Origin of the sequence: Alteromonas sp. LOR (assembly GCF_000753865.1) — a bacterium.
Lineage (GTDB): Bacteria > Pseudomonadota > Gammaproteobacteria > Enterobacterales > Alteromonadaceae > Alteromonas.
In genome coordinates this window covers 1-20400 of record NZ_JQFW01000031.1, presented here as the reverse complement: position 1 = coordinate 20400, position 20400 = coordinate 1, and the positions used below count along the sequence as shown (strand labels likewise).

Annotated in this window: 19 protein-coding genes; 11 read left to right on the top strand and 8 right to left on the bottom strand. The window is 44.0% G+C overall.

Annotated features, from left to right (window positions below; genetic code table 11):
* Positions 1–117: 117 nt before the first annotated feature.
* Complete coding sequence (locus JV36_RS0111505; protein WP_032095223.1) at positions 118–741, bottom strand: c-type cytochrome; 624 nt, start codon at positions 739–741, stop codon at positions 118–120.
* A 173-nt stretch (positions 742–914) separates the two neighbouring features.
* Between JV36_RS0111505 and yihA the strand changes: the two genes are divergently transcribed.
* Positions 915–1544: a ribosome biogenesis GTP-binding protein YihA/YsxC gene (yihA, locus tag JV36_RS0111500; RefSeq protein ID WP_032095222.1), complete on the top strand. Its 630-nt coding sequence runs from the start codon at positions 915–917 to the stop codon at positions 1542–1544.
* A 423-nt stretch (positions 1545–1967) separates the two neighbouring features.
* On the opposite strand, the gene polA is transcribed toward yihA, so the two are convergent.
* On the bottom strand, positions 1968–4766 hold the full coding sequence (gene polA, locus JV36_RS0111495; RefSeq protein WP_032095221.1) for a DNA polymerase I: 2799 nt from the start codon (positions 4764–4766) through the stop codon (positions 1968–1970).
* Positions 4767–5175: 409 nt separating this feature from the next.
* Between polA and elbB the strand changes: the two genes are divergently transcribed.
* A complete protein-coding gene (gene elbB / locus JV36_RS0111490; protein ID WP_032095220.1) occupies positions 5176–5829 on the top strand; it encodes an isoprenoid biosynthesis glyoxalase ElbB in 654 nt (217 codons plus the stop codon).
* A 146-nt stretch (positions 5830–5975) separates the two neighbouring features.
* A complete protein-coding gene (locus JV36_RS0111485; RefSeq protein ID WP_032095219.1) occupies positions 5976–7427 on the top strand; it encodes a TrkH family potassium uptake protein in 1452 nt (483 codons plus the stop codon).
* Between the two features lie 25 nt (positions 7428–7452).
* On the opposite strand, the gene trkA is transcribed toward JV36_RS0111485, so the two are convergent.
* From trkA to def, 4 genes are read right to left on the bottom strand one after another with little or no spacing between them, the layout of a single operon-like run.
* Complete coding sequence (gene trkA / locus JV36_RS0111480) at positions 7453–8832, bottom strand: Trk system potassium transporter TrkA (RefSeq protein WP_032095218.1); 1380 nt, start codon at positions 8830–8832, stop codon at positions 7453–7455.
* Positions 8833–8850: 18 nt separating this feature from the next.
* Complete coding sequence (gene rsmB, locus JV36_RS0111475) at positions 8851–10179, bottom strand: 16S rRNA (cytosine(967)-C(5))-methyltransferase RsmB (RefSeq protein ID WP_032095217.1); 1329 nt, start codon at positions 10177–10179, stop codon at positions 8851–8853.
* Positions 10176–11132: a methionyl-tRNA formyltransferase gene (gene fmt / locus JV36_RS0111470; protein WP_032095216.1), complete on the bottom strand. Its 957-nt coding sequence runs from the start codon at positions 11130–11132 to the stop codon at positions 10176–10178. Before fmt ends, rsmB begins: the two co-directional genes overlap by 4 nt.
* 8 nt (positions 11133–11140) lie before the next feature.
* Positions 11141–11650, bottom strand: a complete 510-nt coding sequence (gene def, locus JV36_RS0111465; protein ID WP_032095215.1) for a peptide deformylase — start codon at positions 11648–11650, stop codon at positions 11141–11143.
* 207 nt (positions 11651–11857) lie between these two features.
* Here def and JV36_RS0111460 point away from each other — a divergent pair, with 207 nt between their 5' ends.
* From JV36_RS0111460 to JV36_RS0111430, 7 genes are all read left to right on the top strand, one after another.
* Complete coding sequence (locus tag JV36_RS0111460) at positions 11858–12940, top strand: LysM peptidoglycan-binding domain-containing protein (RefSeq protein WP_235207835.1); 1083 nt, start codon at positions 11858–11860, stop codon at positions 12938–12940.
* A gap of 40 nt (positions 12941–12980) precedes the next feature.
* Positions 12981–14108, top strand: coding sequence for a DNA-processing protein DprA (dprA, locus tag JV36_RS0111455; RefSeq protein ID WP_032095213.1), 1128 nt, complete (start codon positions 12981–12983; stop codon positions 14106–14108).
* Position 14109: 1 nt separating this feature from the next.
* Entirely contained in the window at positions 14110–14586 is a 477-nt protein-coding gene (locus tag JV36_RS0111450; RefSeq protein WP_032095212.1) for a DUF494 family protein, read from the top strand.
* A 100-nt stretch (positions 14587–14686) separates the two neighbouring features.
* A complete protein-coding gene (locus JV36_RS0111445) occupies positions 14687–15229 on the top strand; it encodes a DNA topoisomerase family protein (RefSeq protein WP_032095211.1) in 543 nt (180 codons plus the stop codon).
* Positions 15230–15252: 23 nt separating this feature from the next.
* Positions 15253–15858 (top strand): Sua5/YciO/YrdC/YwlC family protein, encoded by a 606-nt coding sequence (locus JV36_RS0111440; protein WP_032095210.1) that lies wholly within the window; start codon positions 15253–15255, stop codon positions 15856–15858.
* Complete coding sequence (gene hemF / locus JV36_RS0111435) at positions 15855–16787, top strand: oxygen-dependent coproporphyrinogen oxidase (protein ID WP_032095209.1); 933 nt, start codon at positions 15855–15857, stop codon at positions 16785–16787. The genes JV36_RS0111440 and hemF overlap by 4 nt, the downstream gene beginning before the upstream one ends.
* 305 nt (positions 16788–17092) lie before the next feature.
* The gene (locus tag JV36_RS0111430; RefSeq protein WP_032095208.1) at positions 17093–17767 is read left to right on the top strand and encodes an OmpW family outer membrane protein; all 675 of its coding nucleotides are present in this window, start codon (positions 17093–17095) and stop codon (positions 17765–17767) included.
* A 207-nt stretch (positions 17768–17974) separates the two neighbouring features.
* Here the strand turns inward: JV36_RS0111430 and JV36_RS0111425 are convergent, their stop codons facing one another.
* Positions 17975–18406 (bottom strand): group II truncated hemoglobin, encoded by a 432-nt coding sequence (locus JV36_RS0111425; protein WP_032095207.1) that lies wholly within the window; start codon positions 18404–18406, stop codon positions 17975–17977.
* Here JV36_RS0111425 and aroE point away from each other — a divergent pair.
* A complete protein-coding gene (aroE, locus tag JV36_RS0111420) occupies positions 18405–19256 on the top strand; it encodes a shikimate dehydrogenase (RefSeq protein ID WP_032095206.1) in 852 nt (283 codons plus the stop codon). The two genes, JV36_RS0111425 and aroE, sit on opposite strands and share 2 nt — an antisense overlap.
* 281 nt (positions 19257–19537) lie before the next feature.
* Here aroE and JV36_RS0111415 read toward each other — a convergent pair whose 3' ends face one another.
* Positions 19538–20074, bottom strand: coding sequence for a gamma carbonic anhydrase family protein (locus JV36_RS0111415; RefSeq protein ID WP_032095205.1), 537 nt, complete (start codon positions 20072–20074; stop codon positions 19538–19540).
* Positions 20075–20400 lie beyond the last annotated feature (326 nt).

The window sequence follows — 20400 nt, the reverse complement described above, 5'->3', positions numbered from 1 at the left end:
TTAGTTTGTAAGCCTACAAGGGCAACAACAAACTACGCCGTTAGATTACACTAATAATTCTAAAATACAACTTTTTAAGTAACAAAATTTTAACAACAAAAGAGGTTTTTTAAAAACTTAATGTAAACCAGAGATATAGTTCGACAATATCTCGATATCTTCATCAGTTAATTTCATGGAGATGTCGCGCATCATGCCATTCATACTGTTATGACGCTGACCTGACCTAAATGATTTTAATTGAGACGCGGTATAGGTTGCGTGTTGGCCACTGATATCGGGGAAGCCTGATAGTGATGAACCATTACCTTGCGGTCCGTGACACGCGATACAGGCAGTAATGCCACGTTCTTCGTCACCACCTTGGTACAATGCTTTTCCAGCTTCGATGTATTGCTCTGGCGTTTCGCCTGGCGTCGCTTCTTGACTAGAGAAGTACGCAGCTAAGTCTTCCATATCTTGTGTAGAAAGAGGAGCGGCCATACCGTTCATTACCGCATTGTTACGGCCTTCTTCGCCACCTGTTTGGGACGCAAGCTTAAACTCGGTAAGTTGTTTAACGAGGTATTTTTCATGTTGCCCAGCTAGCTTAGGGTTCATGTCAATCATACTATTGCCATCAGGGCCGTGGCAGGCAGCACAGACCGCTGACTTCGCTTTGCCCGCTTCCGCATCGCCTTTTGCTACAGCTGTAGCGCTAAGACCCAGTGACATACAAACCAACAAACACAGTTTTTTCATAAATAATCTCTTAATGGTTCCAACGGCTCACGTTAGATACGTGATATAATCCGTATTTTACACATTTAACGCGTCAGAAAAACCTATTCCATGATAAATCTAAGGGTTTTGGTCTGTTTTAACATTAAAAAGCTGTAAACCAGACGTTATGACGCATGTGGAGGTAAGTCTAGATGTCGTATTACACCAAAGCAAAGTTCTTTACCAGTGCACCTGACATTCGTCATTTGAAAGATGATTCTGGGATAGAGGTTGCATTTGCCGGTCGCTCAAATGCCGGTAAGTCCAGCGCGCTAAACACGTTAACCCGCCAAAAAAACTTGGCAAGAACAAGTAAAACGCCAGGAAGAACACAGTTAATCAACGTGTTCGAGTTGGATGACAATTTACGTTTAGTAGATTTGCCCGGCTATGGCTTTGCAAAAGTACCTATGGCGACCAAGCTTAAGTGGCAGAAGTCACTTGGTGAATATTTGCAAAAACGCAAATCATTGAAAGGACTGGTTGTTTTAATGGATATTCGTCATCCGTTTAAAGATTTAGACCAAGACCTAATTCATTGGGCTGTAGACGCTGGTATTCCAGTGCTTGCGCTACTGACAAAGGCTGACAAACTTAAATCTGGTAAGCGCAAGGCTCAGTTACTGATGGCACAAGAGGCGGCATTAGCGTTCATGGGCGATGTTACCGTTAATACGTTTTCTTCCTTAAATCGTCACGGTTTGCCTGAACTTGAGCAGATGCTTGATAAGTGGCTTGGTCGCACTACTTCTGACGATGATGAAGCTTTGGCTGCTGAATAAAAAGCAAAAAAAATGCCTCGCTAAAAAACGAGGCATTGAATGAGAGAAAACACATAAAAACCGAAGATATAGAGTGGGTGAAAAACGAAAAGTTCAAAATAAGTAGAAAATAAATGAAAATGCTAATTCTGTCTGCGCTTCCGTTACTACCAGAATTTCTTTGTGGCACCTTTCATTAGTGGCGCCTTTCATTTATGGCACTTTTCAACAGGCATAAAAAAACCCCGGTAAATGACCGGGGTTAAAGCAAAGGTTTGAAAACAGCTTTCTCACCTCTGTACCCTACATTGGTAATGTTACAACAAGAGCACAAAAAGGCAAGTATAAATTGTAATTTAATTACCAAATATGGATAAATTACATACGACTTAATTAATTAAGCTGTAATCAAATTACTGAATTGATCAAAGCGTCTATACCCAATTAATGAGCTTCATCCCAGTTTTCACCAATACCTACCTCAACATCCAGCGGCACATTTAGCGTGGCAGCACTTTCCATAAGAGTTTTTATGGTGCTGACATAATCATCAATTTTGTCTTCTTTTATTTCAAATACCAGTTCATCGTGCACCTGCATCATCATAGTAACGTCGTCACTGGCGTTTTTCGCAATCCAATCGTCCACTTTTATCATGGCCATCTTTATGACGTCAGCCGCTGTACCTTGCATTGGTGCATTGATAGCCGCTCTCTCAGCCCCTTTTCTTCGCGCTCCATTGCTTGCTTTAATATCTGGTAGATACAAACGTCGGCCAAACACAGTTTCAACGTAACCTTTGTCTTTTGCGCTCTCTCGGGTGCTGTCCATATAATCGAGGACACCAGGGTAGCGTTCAAAATACAGATCCATGTATTTCTGTGCTTCGTTACGTGGAATATTAAGCTGTTTGGCTAACCCGAATGCGCTCATGCCGTAAATCAAACCAAAGTTAATGGCTTTGGCGCTTCTACGCTGCTCGATGGTAACATCGTCAAGGGCAATGCCGAATACTTCGGCAGCGGTTGCTTTATGTATATCCTTCCCATTCGCAAACGCATCAAGTAAGCCTTTGTCTTTCGACAGGTGCGCCATAATACGAAGCTCTATTTGTGAGTAATCGGCTGCGACTATCTTGTTGCCTTTTCTTGGCACAAAGGCTTGTCTAACGCGGCGACCGGCTTCATTTCGAATAGGAATATTTTGTAAATTGGGATCGGTAGAGGATAGGCGACCTGTCGCTGTCACTGCTTGATGATACGACGTGTGAACTCTGCCAGTACGATGGTTAATCATTTTCGGAAGCTTATCGGTATACGTATTTTTGAGCTTAGTTAACCCTCTATACTCCATAATTTTCTGAGGCAAGGGATATTCTAATGCTAGTTCTTGTAACACATCCTCAGAAGTTGAAGGCGCACCTTTTGGCGTTTTCTTAACAATAGGCAACGACATCTTCTCAAAAAGAATATGCTGCAGCTGTTTTGTAGACCCCAAGTTAAATGTTTCGCCCGCTTCTTCGTGAACTTCTTTTTCTAATTCTGCAATGCGAGTTGCCAGGTCTTGGCTTTGTTGACTCAACTGTTGGCTATCAATTAACACGCCCTGTTGTTCCATGCGGGAAAGTACACATGCTAAGGGCACTTCAACATCAATAAGTAGACGCTTTAACGAATCAATTGGCTCAAGCTTTTCCCAAATTGCATGGTGAAGACGAAGGGTAATATCGGCATCTTCTGCCGCGTATGGTCCAGCTTCGTCTAAGTTAATTTGATTGAACGTAAGTTGCTTAGCACCTTTACCGGCAATGTCTTCAAAATGAATCGTTTTATGGCCTAAGTAGGCGAGTGCTAACGAGTCCATATCATGTCGCTGCGCCGTGCTATTGAGCATGTAACTTTCTAGCATGGTGTCAAAGCCAATTCCATTAAGCGTAATGTCATAATTGGCCAGTACATTCTTATCGTATTTAATATGCTGGCCAACTTTGATAGAAGATGGAGACTCTAGGATAGGCTTGAGCGTTTCAAGGACATAATCTCTAGATAGCTGATCTGGTGCATCTGGGTAGTCATGAGCCACAGGCACATAGGCAGCTTTGCCCGGCTCTATACAAAAAGAAACACCAACAATTTCAGCATCCATATAGCTGAGGCTCGTGGTTTCAGTATCAAATGCAAACAGCTTTGCTTGTTTTAGCTTTTCCACCCATGCGGTAAATTGTTCTTCTTTAAAAACAACCTCATATTGAGAGCGATCGATTTGCGCATCGTCTGCGAAAGCGCTTTCTGATGCATCAACAGAAGAGTCAGACGCGTCCTTTTTAGATGCATCGGATGGCTTGGCATCGCCCGTGCTTAGAAGCGCGCTAACCTCTGAATGCCATCGTTTAAATTCATATTCTGCAAATAGATCGCGCAGAGTTTCATTATCTGCCGACGTTGGCATTAACGCTTCTACATCGTAATCGAGGTCTAAATCTATACTGATAGTTGCTAACGTATATGACAGCCTAGCTTGCTCTTCATATTCCGACATTTTAGCAGCCATGGTTTTGCTGCCTCGAAAAGACAGATCAGCAATCTTATCCAAGTTCTTGTATATCTCATCGATACCACCGATGCCGTTAAGCAGCGCTTGAGCGCTTTTGTCACCAACGCCCGGCACGCCTGGAATATTATCTACTTTGTCGCCCTTCAATGCTAAGAAATCAATAACCAGCTCGGGAGGAATACCAAACTTGGTATTAACGCCCTCAATATCCATTGCCTGATTTGTCATGGTATTAATAAGCGTGACATGTTGATTGACCAACTGCGCCATGTCTTTGTCACCAGTACTGATAACCGTATCTATGCCTTTCTCGGTTGCGTGTTTAGCCAGAGTGCCGATAACGTCATCGGCCTCAACACCCGATTCAACAATTACCGGTAGCCCCATTGCTTTAATAATAGTGTGCAGAGGTGCTATCTGACTTCTTAGCTCGTCTGGCATAGGAGGGCGATTAGCTTTATATTCAGCGTAAATATCGTCTCTAAATGTTTTACCCTTTGCATCAAATATTACCGCCATATGGGTTGGGTTATATTGTTTGATAAGGCTTTTGAGCATATTTACCACGCCGTAAATGGCGCCGGTATCTTGCCCTTTAGAGTTTGTTAGCGGCGGCAGCCCATGGAAGGCTCGAAAGAGATAAGAAGAACCGTCAACGAGGATAAAAGGAGACTTTTTAGATTCAGGCATAGAGGATAACTTTCCAACATAGATAATGATCGCAAGGATGCCACAGGAAGGGAAAGATCGCCATATAGGGCTGACAGATAACTAGGACAGTGGGCTGTGGATAACTTTGTGATCTAAATATTCAGACACACTGATCCAATTGATCATATAAAAATAAAAGATCAAGGCTGAATGCAAGAAAAATAAGGGAATGAAGCAATGATGAGAACACAGCATACCTGCTACAGAACATTCCATTTTATGTGGATAACTTGGTGTACGTGATATTTCGTTTAACCAAATCAGCGCAATAATGTAGCATAAGAATTTACAAAACATATACGTAATGTTAAGAACTTTTTTAAAAAGTTTGGTTGTTTTATAGCCAAAAATTGCATAAGTCATGAACGACCTAGTCTGGAGGAAAAATATGAAGCAAGTTGCTGTGATTCTAAGTGGAAGTGGTGTCTATGACGGCGCAGAGTTACAAGAAGCCGTCCTCACTTTGCTTGCTATTGAATTAGAAGGAGCGTCATATCAGTGCTTTGCGCCGAATGTAGACCAGCTACATGTAATCAATCACTTAACCGGCGATGTGGTTGAGGGCGAGACCCGAAACGTATTGATTGAGTCCGCGCGCATTACTCGGGGCGACATAAAGCCGTTAACTGAATGCAATGTTGATGAATTTGATGTGTTAGTCTTACCCGGTGGGTTTGGTGCTGCAAAAAATCTATGTACGTTTGCTGTAGATGGTGCCGATTGTTCATTTAATGAAGATGTGTTGACGGTATGTCAGGCATTTGCAAAAGCCAGAAAGCCAGCCGCATATGCATGTATTGCACCTGCACTTGCTGCAAAAGTCTACGGTAACGGCGTAAAACTGACTATCGGCAATGACAAAGGAACGGCAGAAGGGCTAAATGCACTTGGTGCTTCCCACGTTGACTGTGATGTAGATGACGTTGTAATCGACAATGATGTAAAACTGGTGACTACGCCAGCTTACATGCTTGCAGAAAATGTGTCCCAAGCTCACCGCAGTATTTCAAAAATGGTAAAAACGGTACTTGGAATGAAGTAACCGAGAAAAATTAGAAACAGGGAGAAAACAAATCGTTTCTCCCTAAGTCATATAGCCCTATAATCGGCGATATAGCGTATTTCGTTTTCTGTTATTTATTCGCGACTTAACATCGTAAGCCATCATAAAAAGAAAGGCATAATAAAATGCACTACCGTGCCATCGTTCGTATTTTAGGGTTACTCATTGCGTTATTCAGCGTCACAATGATACCCCCCGGTATTGTGTCTCTTATTTACCAAGACGGCAGCGGGCTTCCATTTACGCTTGCGTTTATCCTATGCGTAGTGGGTGGTATGGCGTTTTGGTACCCCAATAGACAACAGAAGAATGACCTACGAGCAAGAGAGGGCTTTTTGATTGTGGCACTGTTTTGGTCGGTGCTGGCGAGTGTTGGTGCTATACCTCTAATATTGCTCGAACAGCCGAGCATGACGGTGACCGACGCGTTTTTCGAGTCGTTTTCTGGATTAACCACAACGGGCGCTACGGTAATAGAGGGTATAGACTTTCTGCCGCATTCCGTTCAGTTCTATCGTCAGCAGCTTCAATGGCTTGGTGGGATGGGGATCATTGTACTGGCTGTTGCGATACTGCCTATTTTAGGTGTTGGTGGCATGCAGCTATACCGTGCTGAAACACCTGGTCCGGTAAAAGACAACAAAATGACCCCGCGTATTGCTGATACTGCAAAGCATCTTTGGTACATCTATCTATCAATTACTATTGCGTGTGCCGGTGCATATTGGCTTGCTGGAATGAATGTGTTTGATGCCATATGCCATGCGTTTTCTACGGTCGCCATTGGCGGGTTTTCAAACCACGATGCCAGTTTAGGCTATTTTTCAAGCCCAATGGTTAATGTGGTGTGTACCGTATTCCTACTTATTGCAGCGCTTAACTTTTCACTTCACTACGCCGCGGTAAGCTCTCGCTCCATGCGAGGCTACTTCAAAGACCCTGAGTTCAAAGCCTTTTTTATCATACAGGCTTCGCTTATCTCCATCTGCTTTTTAGTTCTCACGCTTTCTGGATATTACAGTTCGGCGGAAACGGCCCTTGATCAGGCAATGATTCAGGCCGTTTCAATCAGTACTACAGCAGGTTTCGCAACCACAGATTTCTCGGTATGGCCTACGTTCCTACCTATAATGCTGATTTTTTCAAGCTTTATAGGAGGTTGCGCTAGCTCAACCGGTGGCGGACTAAAAGTAGTACGTGTTTGTTTACTGTTCTTACAAGGCAGGCGTGAAGTCGACAGGCTTATCCACCCCAAGGCAGTGTATGCAGTTAAGTTTGGTGACAGAGCCATGCCAGATAAGGTAGTGGAAGCGGTGTGGGGATTCTTCTCTGCCTATGCCATTGTGTTTGTACTTATCATGATAGGGTTGATAGCCACGGGCTTAGATAATTTAAGTGCGTTTACAGCAACAGCAGCAATGCTTAATAACCTTGGACCAGGCTTAGGTAGCGTTGCGGCAAACTATGCAGATGTGACGGATGGCGGCAAGTGGCTACTTGTGTTGGCGATGGTATTTGGTCGTTTAGAAGTATTCTCGCTTCTTGTACTGTTTTCACCTACCTTTTGGCGAAGCTAAGTCTGTATAAGAAGTTTAATATGCCTTAGCCAAAGAAAAACGCGCTGGGCTGAAACAGCTTTTCCACATCGCCGATATACTTCTTATCAACTAAGAACAAAATGATGTGATCGTTAGCCTCAATTTTTGTATCGCTGTGGGCAATAATCACTTGCTCGTCTCTTACTACCGCACCAATAGTTGTGCCTGGCGGTAATTTAATATCACCAATTTGCTTGCCTACGACCTTAGACGTATTTTCATCACCATGGGCAATTGCCTCTATTGCTTCGGCAGCGCCTCTGCGTAGTGAGTAAACGTTCACTATGTCGCCACGCCTTACGTGGGTAAGCAGAGCTGAAATCGTGGCTTGCTGGGGAGAAAAGGCAATGTCGATTTCACCACCTTGTACCAAATCTACATAGGCGCCGCGCTGTATCAGCACCATTGCCTTTTTAGCACCCATGCGCTTGGCGAGCATGGCTGACATAATATTGGCTTCATCGTCGTTGGTAACGGCAATGAAGGCGTCAACCTGCTCAATGTTCTCTTCGCCGAGTAACTCTGGATCTGATGCATCACCGCTAAATACGATGGTTTTATCTAGGTGCGCTGCGAGGTATTTGGCTCTTTCTGGACTAAATTCGATGAGCTTAACGTTGTGGTTATGCTCAAGCTTTTTCGCCAGCCCTGCGCCAATAAGCCCGCCACCGGCAATCATGATGCGCTTGTAGCTAGACTCTAACTTTTGCAGTTCACTCATTACGGCGCGTATGTGCTTCGTTGCAGCAATAAAGAATACTTCATCATCTGCTTCTATTACCGTTGTACCTAATGGGCGTATGGGTCGTCCACGGCGGTATATAGCCGCTACTCTCGTTTCCACATTAGGCATGTGGTCTTTAAGGGCTGACAGGGCATGTCCCACCAACAAGCCGCCATAATAGGCTTTTACTGCAACAAGACTTGCTTTGCCTTCAGCAAATTCTACAACCTGAAGCGCTCCAGGGTAGTCAATTAATCGTTTAATGGCTTTGGTGACGAGTTGTTCGGGGGCAATGATGTGATCAACGGGAATGTCTTGTTGCTTGTAAAGTTGTGCTTGATAAATGATGTATTGCTCAGAGCGTACCCGAGCAATTTTTGTGGGGGTTTTAAACAGGCTGTAAGCAACCTGACACGCTAGCATGTTACTTTCATCACTGTTCGTTACAGCAATGAGCATATCGGCATCTTCTGCACCCGCACTGCGCAACACGTCTGGATGAGAGCCTACGCCAGTGACTACCTGCAAATCAAGTCTATCTTGGAGCGAGCGAAGAATACTGGGGTCAGAGTCAATAACCGTAATCTCGTTATTTTCACCCACCAAATTTTCGGCTAGTGTTCCACCGACCTGACCCGCACCCAAAATGATGATTTTCATCGTTATTACTTTGCCTTATTACACCGATTCGCCAGACGACTTTACCAGCCTCGCATAATAGAAACCATCCATTTGTTGTTCGCCTGGTAGAATTTGGCGACCCGGATTTTCACTGGTTTCTGTTTTAATAAGAGGCACTAATGTTGCGTCATCTGTTTCTGCAACAAAGCGTTTAATTTGATCTTTGTTTTCTTTTGGCAAAATGGAGCAGGTGGCATAAAGCATGGTTCCACCAGGTTTTAATGTTGTCCAAAGTGCTTCCAGTATCTCTCGCTGTAATGCCGCTAAGTTGTCTATGTCACTGGACTTCCTAAGCCATCGAATATCAGGATGACGACGAATAACGCCGGTAGCAGAGCAGGGAGCATCTAACAAAATACGATCGAACGGTATTCCATCCCACCACTGTGAAGGATTGGTTGCGTCACCTTGCTTTACGTCAACGGTATGTTTTAAACGAGTCATATTTTCATGCACTCGTTGCAAACGCTTTTCATCAGCATCTAATGCTAAACAGTAGGACAGTTTCGGCGCTCGTTCTGCTATATGACCTGTTTTTCCACCTGGAGCGGCACAACAATCTAGAATTCTTTCCCCATTTTGCGGGTCTAAATAGCGAGCGGCTAACTGTGCGGCGCCATCTTGAACAGCAAAAAAACCTTTGTCGAAACCAGGCAGTGCAGTTATATCTTCACGAGACTTCAGTATAACGCCATCAGGGTGGGATTCACTTAACGAAAACTCAATACCGGCCTGAGTTAACAGCGTTGCAAATTCATCACGTTCGATTTGCTGGGTGTTTACCCTAAGCCATATAGGCGCCATTTCATTAGTTGACTGGCGTATTGTATCGGCACCATCTTTGTATGCGCTTTCTATGGCTTTATAAAGCCATTTAGGCATACCGCTATTGATAATAGGATCGTCGATAGCCTTATCGATGAGTTCTTCACGTTGAAAGTTTCGTAATACTGCGTTTACCAACCCTTTTAAGCCAGTGCCTCCCAAGTACGATGCTGCTGCGACGGTTTCCCCAACAGCGGCATGCTTACTGACTCTTGAAAAGGCGAGTTGGTATAACCCCAGCATAATAAGGTGCTCTATCACCTTTTTGTTACCCTTTAGAGGGCGGTCGAGCAATGTTCTTAGCCAGTATTGCAGTACGGGAAGTTTTCGCATTACACCCAGTGACATCTCTTGAAGCCAAGCATTGTCTCTAGCGTTATGTCGCCGCTGCACACGCTCTAAGCAGTCTCGAGAAGACTTGCCTTGCTCTAGTATTTGATAGATAACCCATGCGCAATCTGCACGCAGGTTCTTTTGTTTAGGTAGCGGAAGGGGCTTCACTTATCGCTCTCTTGACGCAATGAGCGGCCTGTTTCGAACCACGCTTTGCGTGCGTTAATGACATCAGCCGCGGGCAAGGGTTTTTTACCTGGGATTTGCAGAAGCGTAATTGTGAGCGCGTCTTTCCCTGTCGCTACGGTTATTCCCTCTTTGCTGGAATTAACAATAGTGCCGGGAGGGGCGTCATTGATAAGCGGTTCGACATGCGCCGCCCACACTTTAATATTTTGTTCTTCTACCTTCATCCACGCCACGGGCCAAGGATTAAACGCTCGGATATTTCTTTCAATTTGCTCTGCGCTGTCTTCCCATTTAATCAAGGCTCCTTCTTTAGACAGCTTTTTCGCGTGGGTCGCAAGCGCATCATCTTGCTTTTGAGGAATTAGCGTTTCAATGCGATCTAATACATCAACAAGGGCTTTAGGACCAAGTTCGGCAAGTTTGTCGTACATGGTCGCGCTGGTGTCAAGCGGTGTAATGGGTAACGTGGCTATATGCAGCATGTCTCCGGTATCTAACCCTTCGTCCATTTGCATAATGGTAACGCCTGTTTCAGCGTCGCCTGCCCAAATTGCCCGCTGGATTGGTGCGGCACCGCGCCATTTAGGTAAGATAGACCCGTGAACGTTAATACAACCTTGCCTAGGCGCATCTAAGATTACTTTTGGCAGCAATAGTCCGTAAGCGACAACCACCATAATATCGGCATCAAGTGCGCAAAGCGTTTGCTGCGCTTCGTCATCTTTTAAGGAGGCTGGTTGGTAAACGGGTATGTTGTGCTCTTGGGCTAATTGCTTTACCGGGCTTGCAGTAAGTTTTTTTCCTCGACCGGCAGGGCGGTCTGGTTGCGTATAAGCGGCGATAATATTGTGCTCACTGTCAATCAATGCCGACAAGTGTTTAGCTGCAAAATCCGGTGTACCGGCAAAAATAACGTTAAGTGGCGCTGTCACGATTTTCCTTAAGCTTTCGCTGCTAATCTGGCTTCTTTTTCAAGCTTTTTGCGAATACGCTGACGCTTTAGCGGCGAGAGATAATCGATGAAAAGAGTGCCTTTCAAGTGATCGAGTTCATGCTGTATGCAAATTGCTAACAGACCCTCAGCCTCTAATTCAAATGCGTCACCATTTTCGTCAAGCGCCTTCACTGTGATAGCTTCTGCACGTTCAACTTTTGCATAGTTGCCCGGCACAGAAAGACAGCCTTCTTCGCTTATGGTTTCGCCTTCTTTGCGTGTAATTTCAGGGTTAATGAAAACTCGTGGCTCATCTTGCTCTTCCGATACATCCATAACCACTACTCGAACGTGACGGTCGACCTGAGTAGCCGCAAGGCCAATACCCTTTTCGTCTTTCATCGTTTCGAACATATCAGCAACGAGTTGCTTAATTTCATCGTTAACGTCATCTACCGGCTTAGCTACCGTGCGAAGACGCTCATCTGGAAAACTTAATACATCTAATATTGCCATTTGTCGCTTACTTTGCCTTTTCGCTGTATAAATTCATATACGATCTATTTACCAATGCACTTTACAGTGCAGATTTACTAACTATTCTAACGTATAACACAGACTATGGTGCAGTTTTTTGCTCAAGTCCTTTAAGAATACGTGTAACTGTCGATATAGTGGTATTGTCTTAAAAAGCAACAATAAGTGACAGTGAATCTTTTGCAGGTGGTTAATTTGAAAAAGCGATTATACAAATACGGGCGAGTAATGTTAGCTGCAGCTCTGGCAATTTTTGCGCTACCTGTACTCGCGCTGCAGCTAAAAGACAGTGCACCGCAAACTTATACCGTAGAGCGCGGCGACACGCTGTGGGATATCGCTAACATCTTTCTTAACGAGCCTTGGCTATGGCCTGAACTATGGCGAACCAATACGCAAATCGATAATCCCCACTTAATTTATCCTGGTGATGTCATTGTGGTAGGTATGATAAACGGGGAGCCAGTGCTTTCCATCGCCAGAGAGAAACCCTTAGTTTCACTTTCTCCTCAAACAGAAAAACGGGTGAAACCCTCGCCCATTAATACATTGGCTTGGAGCGAGATAGCACCATTTATAAATCAGCACACCATAGTTGATAAAGACAGTTATGAGGTTCTACCGCGAGTGCTTGGCAATAAGGACGCAAATGTTCGTTTTGCCGCCAATAATCTCGTGGTCAGCGAGCCTCAATACAATACCCCAGACCAGTTACGTATCGTAAGAAAGCAATCTATTATAAAAAACCTCGATGGCCGCGAGCTGGGCGTTCAAATCTCACACGTTGCAGATGCGTCAGTGTTTAAAGAATCGATAAGCGATGACTCAATGCTGTTGTCGTTAACTGCCTCGACACAAGAGGCAAACTTGGGTGATAAGATTTTTGACGGCGACTTTTCTCACGAGAAAAGCCTGGTGCTTAAGCCCGCAAAAGCGCAACGGGGCTTTGTTGTTGGCGACCTGCACGACCATGATTTACTCGGTAAATACGACGTGGTTATTCTAGATTTAGGTAACACTGAGGTAGAGCCGGGCACCGTAATGGGTGTATACGCGAAAGGGCCATCAATTATTAACGATGAATTGCCAAAATATACAAACAAATCAGACATGCAAAAAAGTAGAGACTGGTTTGCTAACACCGTTGAACAACCCGCACTCAAGGTGGGAGAGATCATCATTTACAAAACCTTTAATGCGGCAAGCTATGGTTTGATCACGCGGGCGAACACGGGAATTCAACGCGGCTTTATTGTTGCTCACCCCTAACGTTATGCTGTAAACATTGCCGCACCGACTTGGAGCGGCAATGCATCACAATTCTGCATCTATCACAGCACAATCAATGGCGTGGATACGTCTGGCCTCGGCATACAGCGTTGCTACAAAAAAATGGCTGACATTACTAAGTGAGCTTAACTGCAATCCAGAAGCGCTTCTTACATCTACAAGCAAAGCCTCTTTTCTAAAAAGCGCGCCAAAAACTGCAACCCTCTTATTTGACAAAATTTCTGAACAATCAGTTAAAAAAGCACTGATGTGGTTAGATGCAGAAACAGAGCGACATATAATAACGTTTGGGTGTTGTGAGTATCCAGAGATGCTCAAAACGTTAGATAGCCCTCCGCTTGTTCTTTTTGTCATTGGAAATCCGCTGCTTTTGCAACAGCCTCAAGTCGCAATGGTGGGAAGCCGCCGTGCTAGCCATCAGGGAAGAAGCATCGCTGAAGATATGGCAACAGCACTTGCTGATGCAGGAATAACGGTGACCAGCGGCATGGCGTTAGGAATTGATGCCGCAGCCCATAAAGGTGCGCTTAAAGGGGTAGGCAAAACAATCGCCGTAATGGGAACAGGCCCAGATACAATTTACCCCTATAAACACAGGCCATTACATGCTGATATAATTAATGCTGAAGGCGCTGTTATCACAGAGTTCTTCCCCGGTGTACCCGCTAAAGCCTGGCATTTCCCAAGAAGAAATAGATTAATTGCTGCAATATCGCTCGGAACGCTGGTGGTTGAGGCAAAAATTAAAAGTGGCACCTTGATTACGGCGAATTTGGCCGCAGATCTAGGGCGAGATGTTTTTGCCATTCCCGGAAGCGTATATCATTCTTATTCTGAGGGTTGCCATTGGTTAATCCAGCAGGGCGCTAAATTAGTGACTAACGTCGATGATATCTTTGACGAACTTGCTATAGAGCCCTTGTGTACGAGGAATATCCTGAATGTTGAGAATGAAAAAAGTGAAGTGAATAGCTTGGCAACTGACAAATTATTAGCTAGTGTGGATTACGACGTTACCGCAATAGATGTTATAGCGCAGCGCGGCTCCATGCCTGTACAGCAGGCAATGGCATTATTATTAGAATACGAGTTGTGCGGTTTAGTAACTGCTGTCCCTGGCGGTTACATTAAATTGAGGGGCAAATAAAATGTTCGATATCCTCATGTATCTGTTTGAAAATTTCATCCATAGTGAGACTGAAATTCGTGTCGATCAAGACGAATTGACCGACGAGCTCGTGCGCGCAGGTTTTCATCACGATGAAATATACAAAGCGCTTGCATGGCTAGAAAAGTTAGCCGCCCTGCAAGAGACAGACATCAAGCCTTACTTTTGCAAAGGGATTAATACAAGCTTAAGTCGAATCTATACCCATGAAGAGCAAATGCGCTTGGACGTGGAATGTAGAGGATTTCTGATGTTTCTCGAGCAAGTAAATGTGCTCGATGCATCTACCCGTGAAATGGTAATAGACCGCGTTATGGAAATAGATTCTAACGAGTTCTGTTTAGAAGACTTAAAGTGGGTAGTATTGATGGTTCTGTTCAATGTGCCGGGTAAAGAAAAGGCTTATGCGCAAATGGAAGATTTACTCTTCGAAGAGCCAGATGGTGTTTTACATTAATCTACATGCCTTATTATTCCTAGGGCTCTCTTTGCAGGTACTGTGCTTACAATGCCTGCTTAGCAAAGAGAACGCTCCAAAGTGTGTGTTATAAACCATCATGTCTAAAATTGACCACTCGTTATTTTCTGCTCATGAGCACGCATTAGAAGAAAGCTTTGGTGACTGCCCTGAATGCGGTAAGCCACTTCATATAAAAAATAGTAAAACCGGCCCTTTCATAGGGTGTACCGCATATCCTGAGTGTCACTTCAGTAAACCGTTACATGACAATCAAACCGCTCTCCTTAAAACGTTAGACGGCGTAGCGTGTCCCGACTGTCAATCAGAACTCGGGATCAAAAAAGGCCGCTATGGCATGTTTATCGGTTGCACTAACTTTCCTTCGTGTCACTTTATCGCCCCGTTGAAGCAGCAGGAAGAAACCCAAGTTCGCTGCCCTAAGTGTCAGTCAGGCGAACTAATTTCTCGCACCAGCAAGTTTGGAAAGCAATTTTTTGCGTGCAATCATTATCCTAAATGCCGATATGTGCTAAATTTCGAGCCAGTCAATGAGCAATGTCCAGAGTGTGGTTGGGGCGTATTGATTGATAAGAAAGGTCAATATGTTTGCCCTCAACCATCGTGCGGCTTTAAACAATAATCACCACCTAGAGATAACTATAAATGTCTGATACCCAAAAAGGGCAAGTGGATATATACAATCCAGTTGAGGTCGAGCAGACCTCGGCTGATCCTGTTGTAGAAGCATTTCACGCTGGTAAGTTATTGGTTTACCCAACTGAAGCCGTTATGGGCATTGGATGCGACCCCGATAATAAAGAAGCTGTGGAGTTACTGCTTCAAACTAAGCAACGTTCTATTGAGAAAGGCGTTATTCTTATAGCGGCCAACTATAGTCAGCTACTGCCTTACGTAAATGACGAAGCGGTATTACAGCACAGGCGTACTGACATCTTTTCAAGTTGGCCAGGTCCTATAACGTGGCTGCTGCCAAAGTCGAAGACAGCACCGTATTGGATTACAGGCTCGCACGATAAAATAGCAGTGCGTGTGACTAATCATCCATTGGTTGCGGACTTATGCAACAAGATTGGTAAGCCCATTGTATCTACAAGTGCAAACTTAGCAGGACAATCACCTACACTTTCTATTGAAGAGGCGAGAAGCGTATTTGAAGACAGTGTTACTTACGTAAATGGTGAAGTTGGTGGCAATAAAAAACCAAGTACAATTAGAGACGGTGATACGGGAGAAATAATAAGATCATGAAGCCAGCACAATTACTTGATGGTAAAAAGGCAGCCGATGTTATTGAAACAGTTAAAGCGTATTTATTAAATCTTCAAGACACAATTTGCCAAACCATAGAGTTGGCCGATGGAAAAGGGCAATTTACCGAAGATAGCTGGGTGCGAGAAGAAGGCGGCGGTGGCCGATCTCGCGTGATGAAAAATGGGGCTGTAGTGGAGCAGGGCGGTGTGAATTTTTCACACGTTTTTGGTAGTCAAATGCCTGCGTCTGCAACCGCTAATCGACCAGAGCTAGCCGGCAGAAATTTTCAAGCAATGGGCGTATCACTTGTCATTCATCCACATAACCCTTACATCCCTACTTCTCATGCCAATGTACGATTCTTTATAGCCGAGAAAGAGGGTGAATCTCCAATATGGTGGTTTGGTGGTGGATTCGACCTAACGCCTTTTTACCCGTTTAAAGAAGACGTTCAACACTGGCACGATACTGCTAAAAAACTCTGCGCACCCTTTGGTGAAGACGTCTATCCAAAGTACAAAGAGTGGTGCGATGATTACTTTTATTTGAAGCATCGCAATGAGACTCGTGGTGTAGGCGGGCTCTTTTTCGATGACCTTAATGCATGGGGTTTTGACCAGTCTTTTGCCTTTATGCAAGCAGTGGGTAATGGTTATATTGATGCGTATGTGCCCATTATTGAACGACGTAAAAATACTGCATACAGTGAAAGAGAGCGTGAATTTCAGCTATACCGACGAGGGCGCTACGTTGAATTCAACTTAGTATTCGACCGTGGCACGCTGTTCGGTTTGCAGACAGGAGGAAGGACTGAATCAATTTTGATGTCGATGCCCCCATTAGCTCGCTGGGAATACTGTTATTCACCGTCACCAGGTAGCGCAGAATCAAAACTTACCGATTGGTTAAAGCCAACAAATTGGTGAGCATCCACGACGTGAGGTTAGTTGGAGGGCTGGGTGCGGGGCTGATGGGGGGGTGAGTGTAGGGCTAATTAAAATGCGACATAGCGCAGCCCACTCAATGCGACAAGCGTTACAGGTGAAAATAACCGAGTCATTGGTTATCTTGGGGGCAGTACAAATAAAGAGTCTATCGACGGTGTTTGATCTACATCAACCTGCGCTGCTATGTTCGTCCAGCGAACTAGGTATATTGCGCTAGATCAATTCCTTGTGTACCAAAGTGGGTAAAGTGGCGTCATCTTATTTAAACACACAAGAGACACACAATGCGTACACATACTCTTTCAGCACTTTGTCTTACTCTGGCAGCTATTGCCCCTTTTGCTAATGCTCATCAGCAGGGTGATTTACTCGTTCGCGGTGGTTTAACGACAGTCGCACCTGACGAGTCTACTTCAAATATTTTAGCGGGTGGCGCAGACTTAGGTGTTGCCCTAAATATCGGTAACGATACTCAGCTGGGTCTCAATATCGCGTATTTTATTACTGACAATATTAATATTGAATTACTAGCGGCCACGCCCTTTAAACACGACGTCGAATTTTCGGTAGCAGACCCACTAGGTACAGGTAACCAACTTGGTGAAGTCACGCACCTACCTCCTACTCTTACCGCAAACTATTACTTCAATGATGCTAGCTCAGCGTTTCAGCCCTACGTAGGAGCGGGAATCAACTATACCTTTATCTTTGATGAAGAATTTACATCGGCTAATAGCGAAGCTGGATTGAACGACTTATCTCTTGATAATTCTTTTGGGTTATCAGCACAGGTGGGTATGGATTATATCGTTGATGACAGTTGGCATGTGAATGCATCGGTGCGCTTTATTGATATTGATACTGAAGCAACTTTTAACGTGGGCGATGCAAGAGGTGCGGTTGAAGATATTGAAATTGACCCTTGGGTTTACACTATATCTGTGGGCTATACCTTTTAGGTAGTTTTATATAATAGTAACTCTAGTGGTAGCTTAGCTTGTAATTGCAACTCTTGTAGTAACGTACCTTGCAGTAGCATTCCAAGTAAAAGCGCAGATTTTTAAAGCGAAGTATTGCACTACGACAAAGCCGATAAGAGCCTCATCGTCAAAAGAAGACTTGCGCGTTATCATTAGGTCAACACAGCCTAACGATAACGCGCTTTTTTATTTTGAATTGATCATATGTTCTGCTAATTGGTCTAGCGACTGAAGCAGCTGATTGCCGAGCAAAATATCATCGGTGGTGGCAAACATTGCCTTCCTCATACAGTACATCCACTGTGCTTTTAAATTTGGCGTGACAGAAAACGGTAAGTGGCGAGCTCTTAATCTAGGATGACCGAATTGCTGTTGATAATCATCAGGCCCTCCCATCCATAAACTTAAATAAAGAAAGAAGACATGCCTAATTTTATCTAAAGGCATGGGGTGCATAGCCAATAACTCTGATGCTATCGGATCGGTCTCCATGATATCGTAAAACCGGTTGGCTAATTCTCGAACCTTATCTTCTCCACCTAAGCGATAATATGGTGTAGTCTCATTGACCTTATTGTCGCCTTTTCGTTTTGTATTAAAGAAGTCACGTATTCCCATGAAAAAATTCGCCGTATTTGGAAACCCTATTGAGCAGAGTTTATCACCAACCATTCATCAAATGTTTGCTCAGCAATGTGATGAAGCCATTTCATATGAAAAAATATTGGCACCAGAGGGTGGCTTTATCGCAAAGGCGAGGTCTTTTTTGTCACAGCCAGACGCAGTAGGTTGTAATGTCACCATGCCGTTTAAGCTAGATGCATTCAATATGGCGGTGGTCGACGATCAGGCTGCGAAAGATGCCAAAGCAGTAAACACACTGATGAAGGTGTCTAATGGCAGTAATGAGACCAATGCAAAAAATAATATAAAAGGCTTTAACACCGATGGAATTGGGCTGGTAAACGACCTTTTAAATAATCACATCGAGCTTAAAAATAAAAGGGTGCTGTTAATTGGGGCCGGTGGTGCGGCGCGAGGCGTGATATCACCTTTGTTAGAAGCCTCTATTGCGCAATTAACTATTGCCAATAGAACCAAGGAGAAAGCACAGCAGGTGGCAGATGAAACCGGGCACTCCAATATAGAGGTAGTCGCATTAGAAGATGTTAACAATGTAAGACCCCATATTATTATTAACTCTACTGCGGCTAGTCTAGATGGCGAGTTACCTTGTGCGATGTCTGCGGCGTTGTTGGAAGAATGCGATGTGGTCTATGATATGGTTTATAAGAACTCTCCAACAGTGTTCATGCAAGAGGCAAGGTCTCATGGCGTACCAAAAAGTTTAGACGGGTTAGGTATGCTAGTAGAGCAGGCAGCTGCTGCTTTTACTATTTGGACTTCAAAGCAACCAGACACCAGTACTGTGGTGAAGAAGTTGCGAGAACTTATAGAGAATACGTAAAAAGTCTTGAAGGAGTGAAGTACCTAGCATTAATGCGACGTTTCTATACATCGCTTTACTAACGCGTTTCAACTAAACGTTTAATTTAAACGCTGTGATACAAAATAGCGACTCACTAATATGGTTCACTCTTTCTAAGCTAATACCGTTGCAAAGTGTATTTATAAAAGGGCGTTTGCTGAACGCCCCTCTATATAGATGCTTGTTATTTATTTTTGTTGCGGGCTCTTGTTAAGAAGCATCTCGCTTACAAGGTAGATACTTGTCTGTGCTGTAACTACCTAGAGGCTATCCTCTATATACTCGTCTTTTAACATAACGTAATTAATCGCAGACTGTTTTAGGAAGGCTGACTCACTGTCTTTTAATGGGCGTTTCTTTTGCATAGGGTTGCCGACATAAAGATAACCACTTTCTAATCGCTTATTAGGGGGCACTAAAGTCCCTGCGCCGATAAACACATCGTCTTCGACAATTGCTCCGTCCATAATAATCGCACCCATACCAACGAGAATTCGATTTCCCAACTGACAGCCATGCAGCATACATTTATGTCCCACGGTGACGTCATCTCCAATAATAAGGGGAAACCCCTCAGGAAATTGCGTCGTTCGGCGAGTAACATGAAGTACCGAACCATCTTGGACATTAGTTCTCTCGCCAATCTGTATTTTGTTTACGTCTCCTCTAGCGGCAACTAGCGGCCAGATACTGCTATCATCACCAAGCGTTACATCACCAACCAATACTGAAGAGTCATCAATATAACAGCGCTCTCCTATATTAGGCGCAACTGACTTATATGTACGTAGTGCCACAATACTTATCCTTTCTTAAAACGTAGGGGGTAGTAGTAAACAAATTATGCGAACTAAAGATATAGAATAATAGTTATCTCACGTCATTTATACGTTATAAGTCTTATTGCCGTTATACAAATATTCCCCCCAGCACGCTAATTGGTTTACCTCAATAAGAGAATAACAGTAAAAATAGAGCGAATATTGCGCGTTGTGTGGGATATTTGAGCGAACAGACGAAATATGACAGTTTTTTTAAAATACTTGTTGACGTGAGCGCTCAGATCCCTAAAATGCGCATCCGCTTCGGGGGAAAAGCAAAACGACTTACCCAGCTCTTAGCA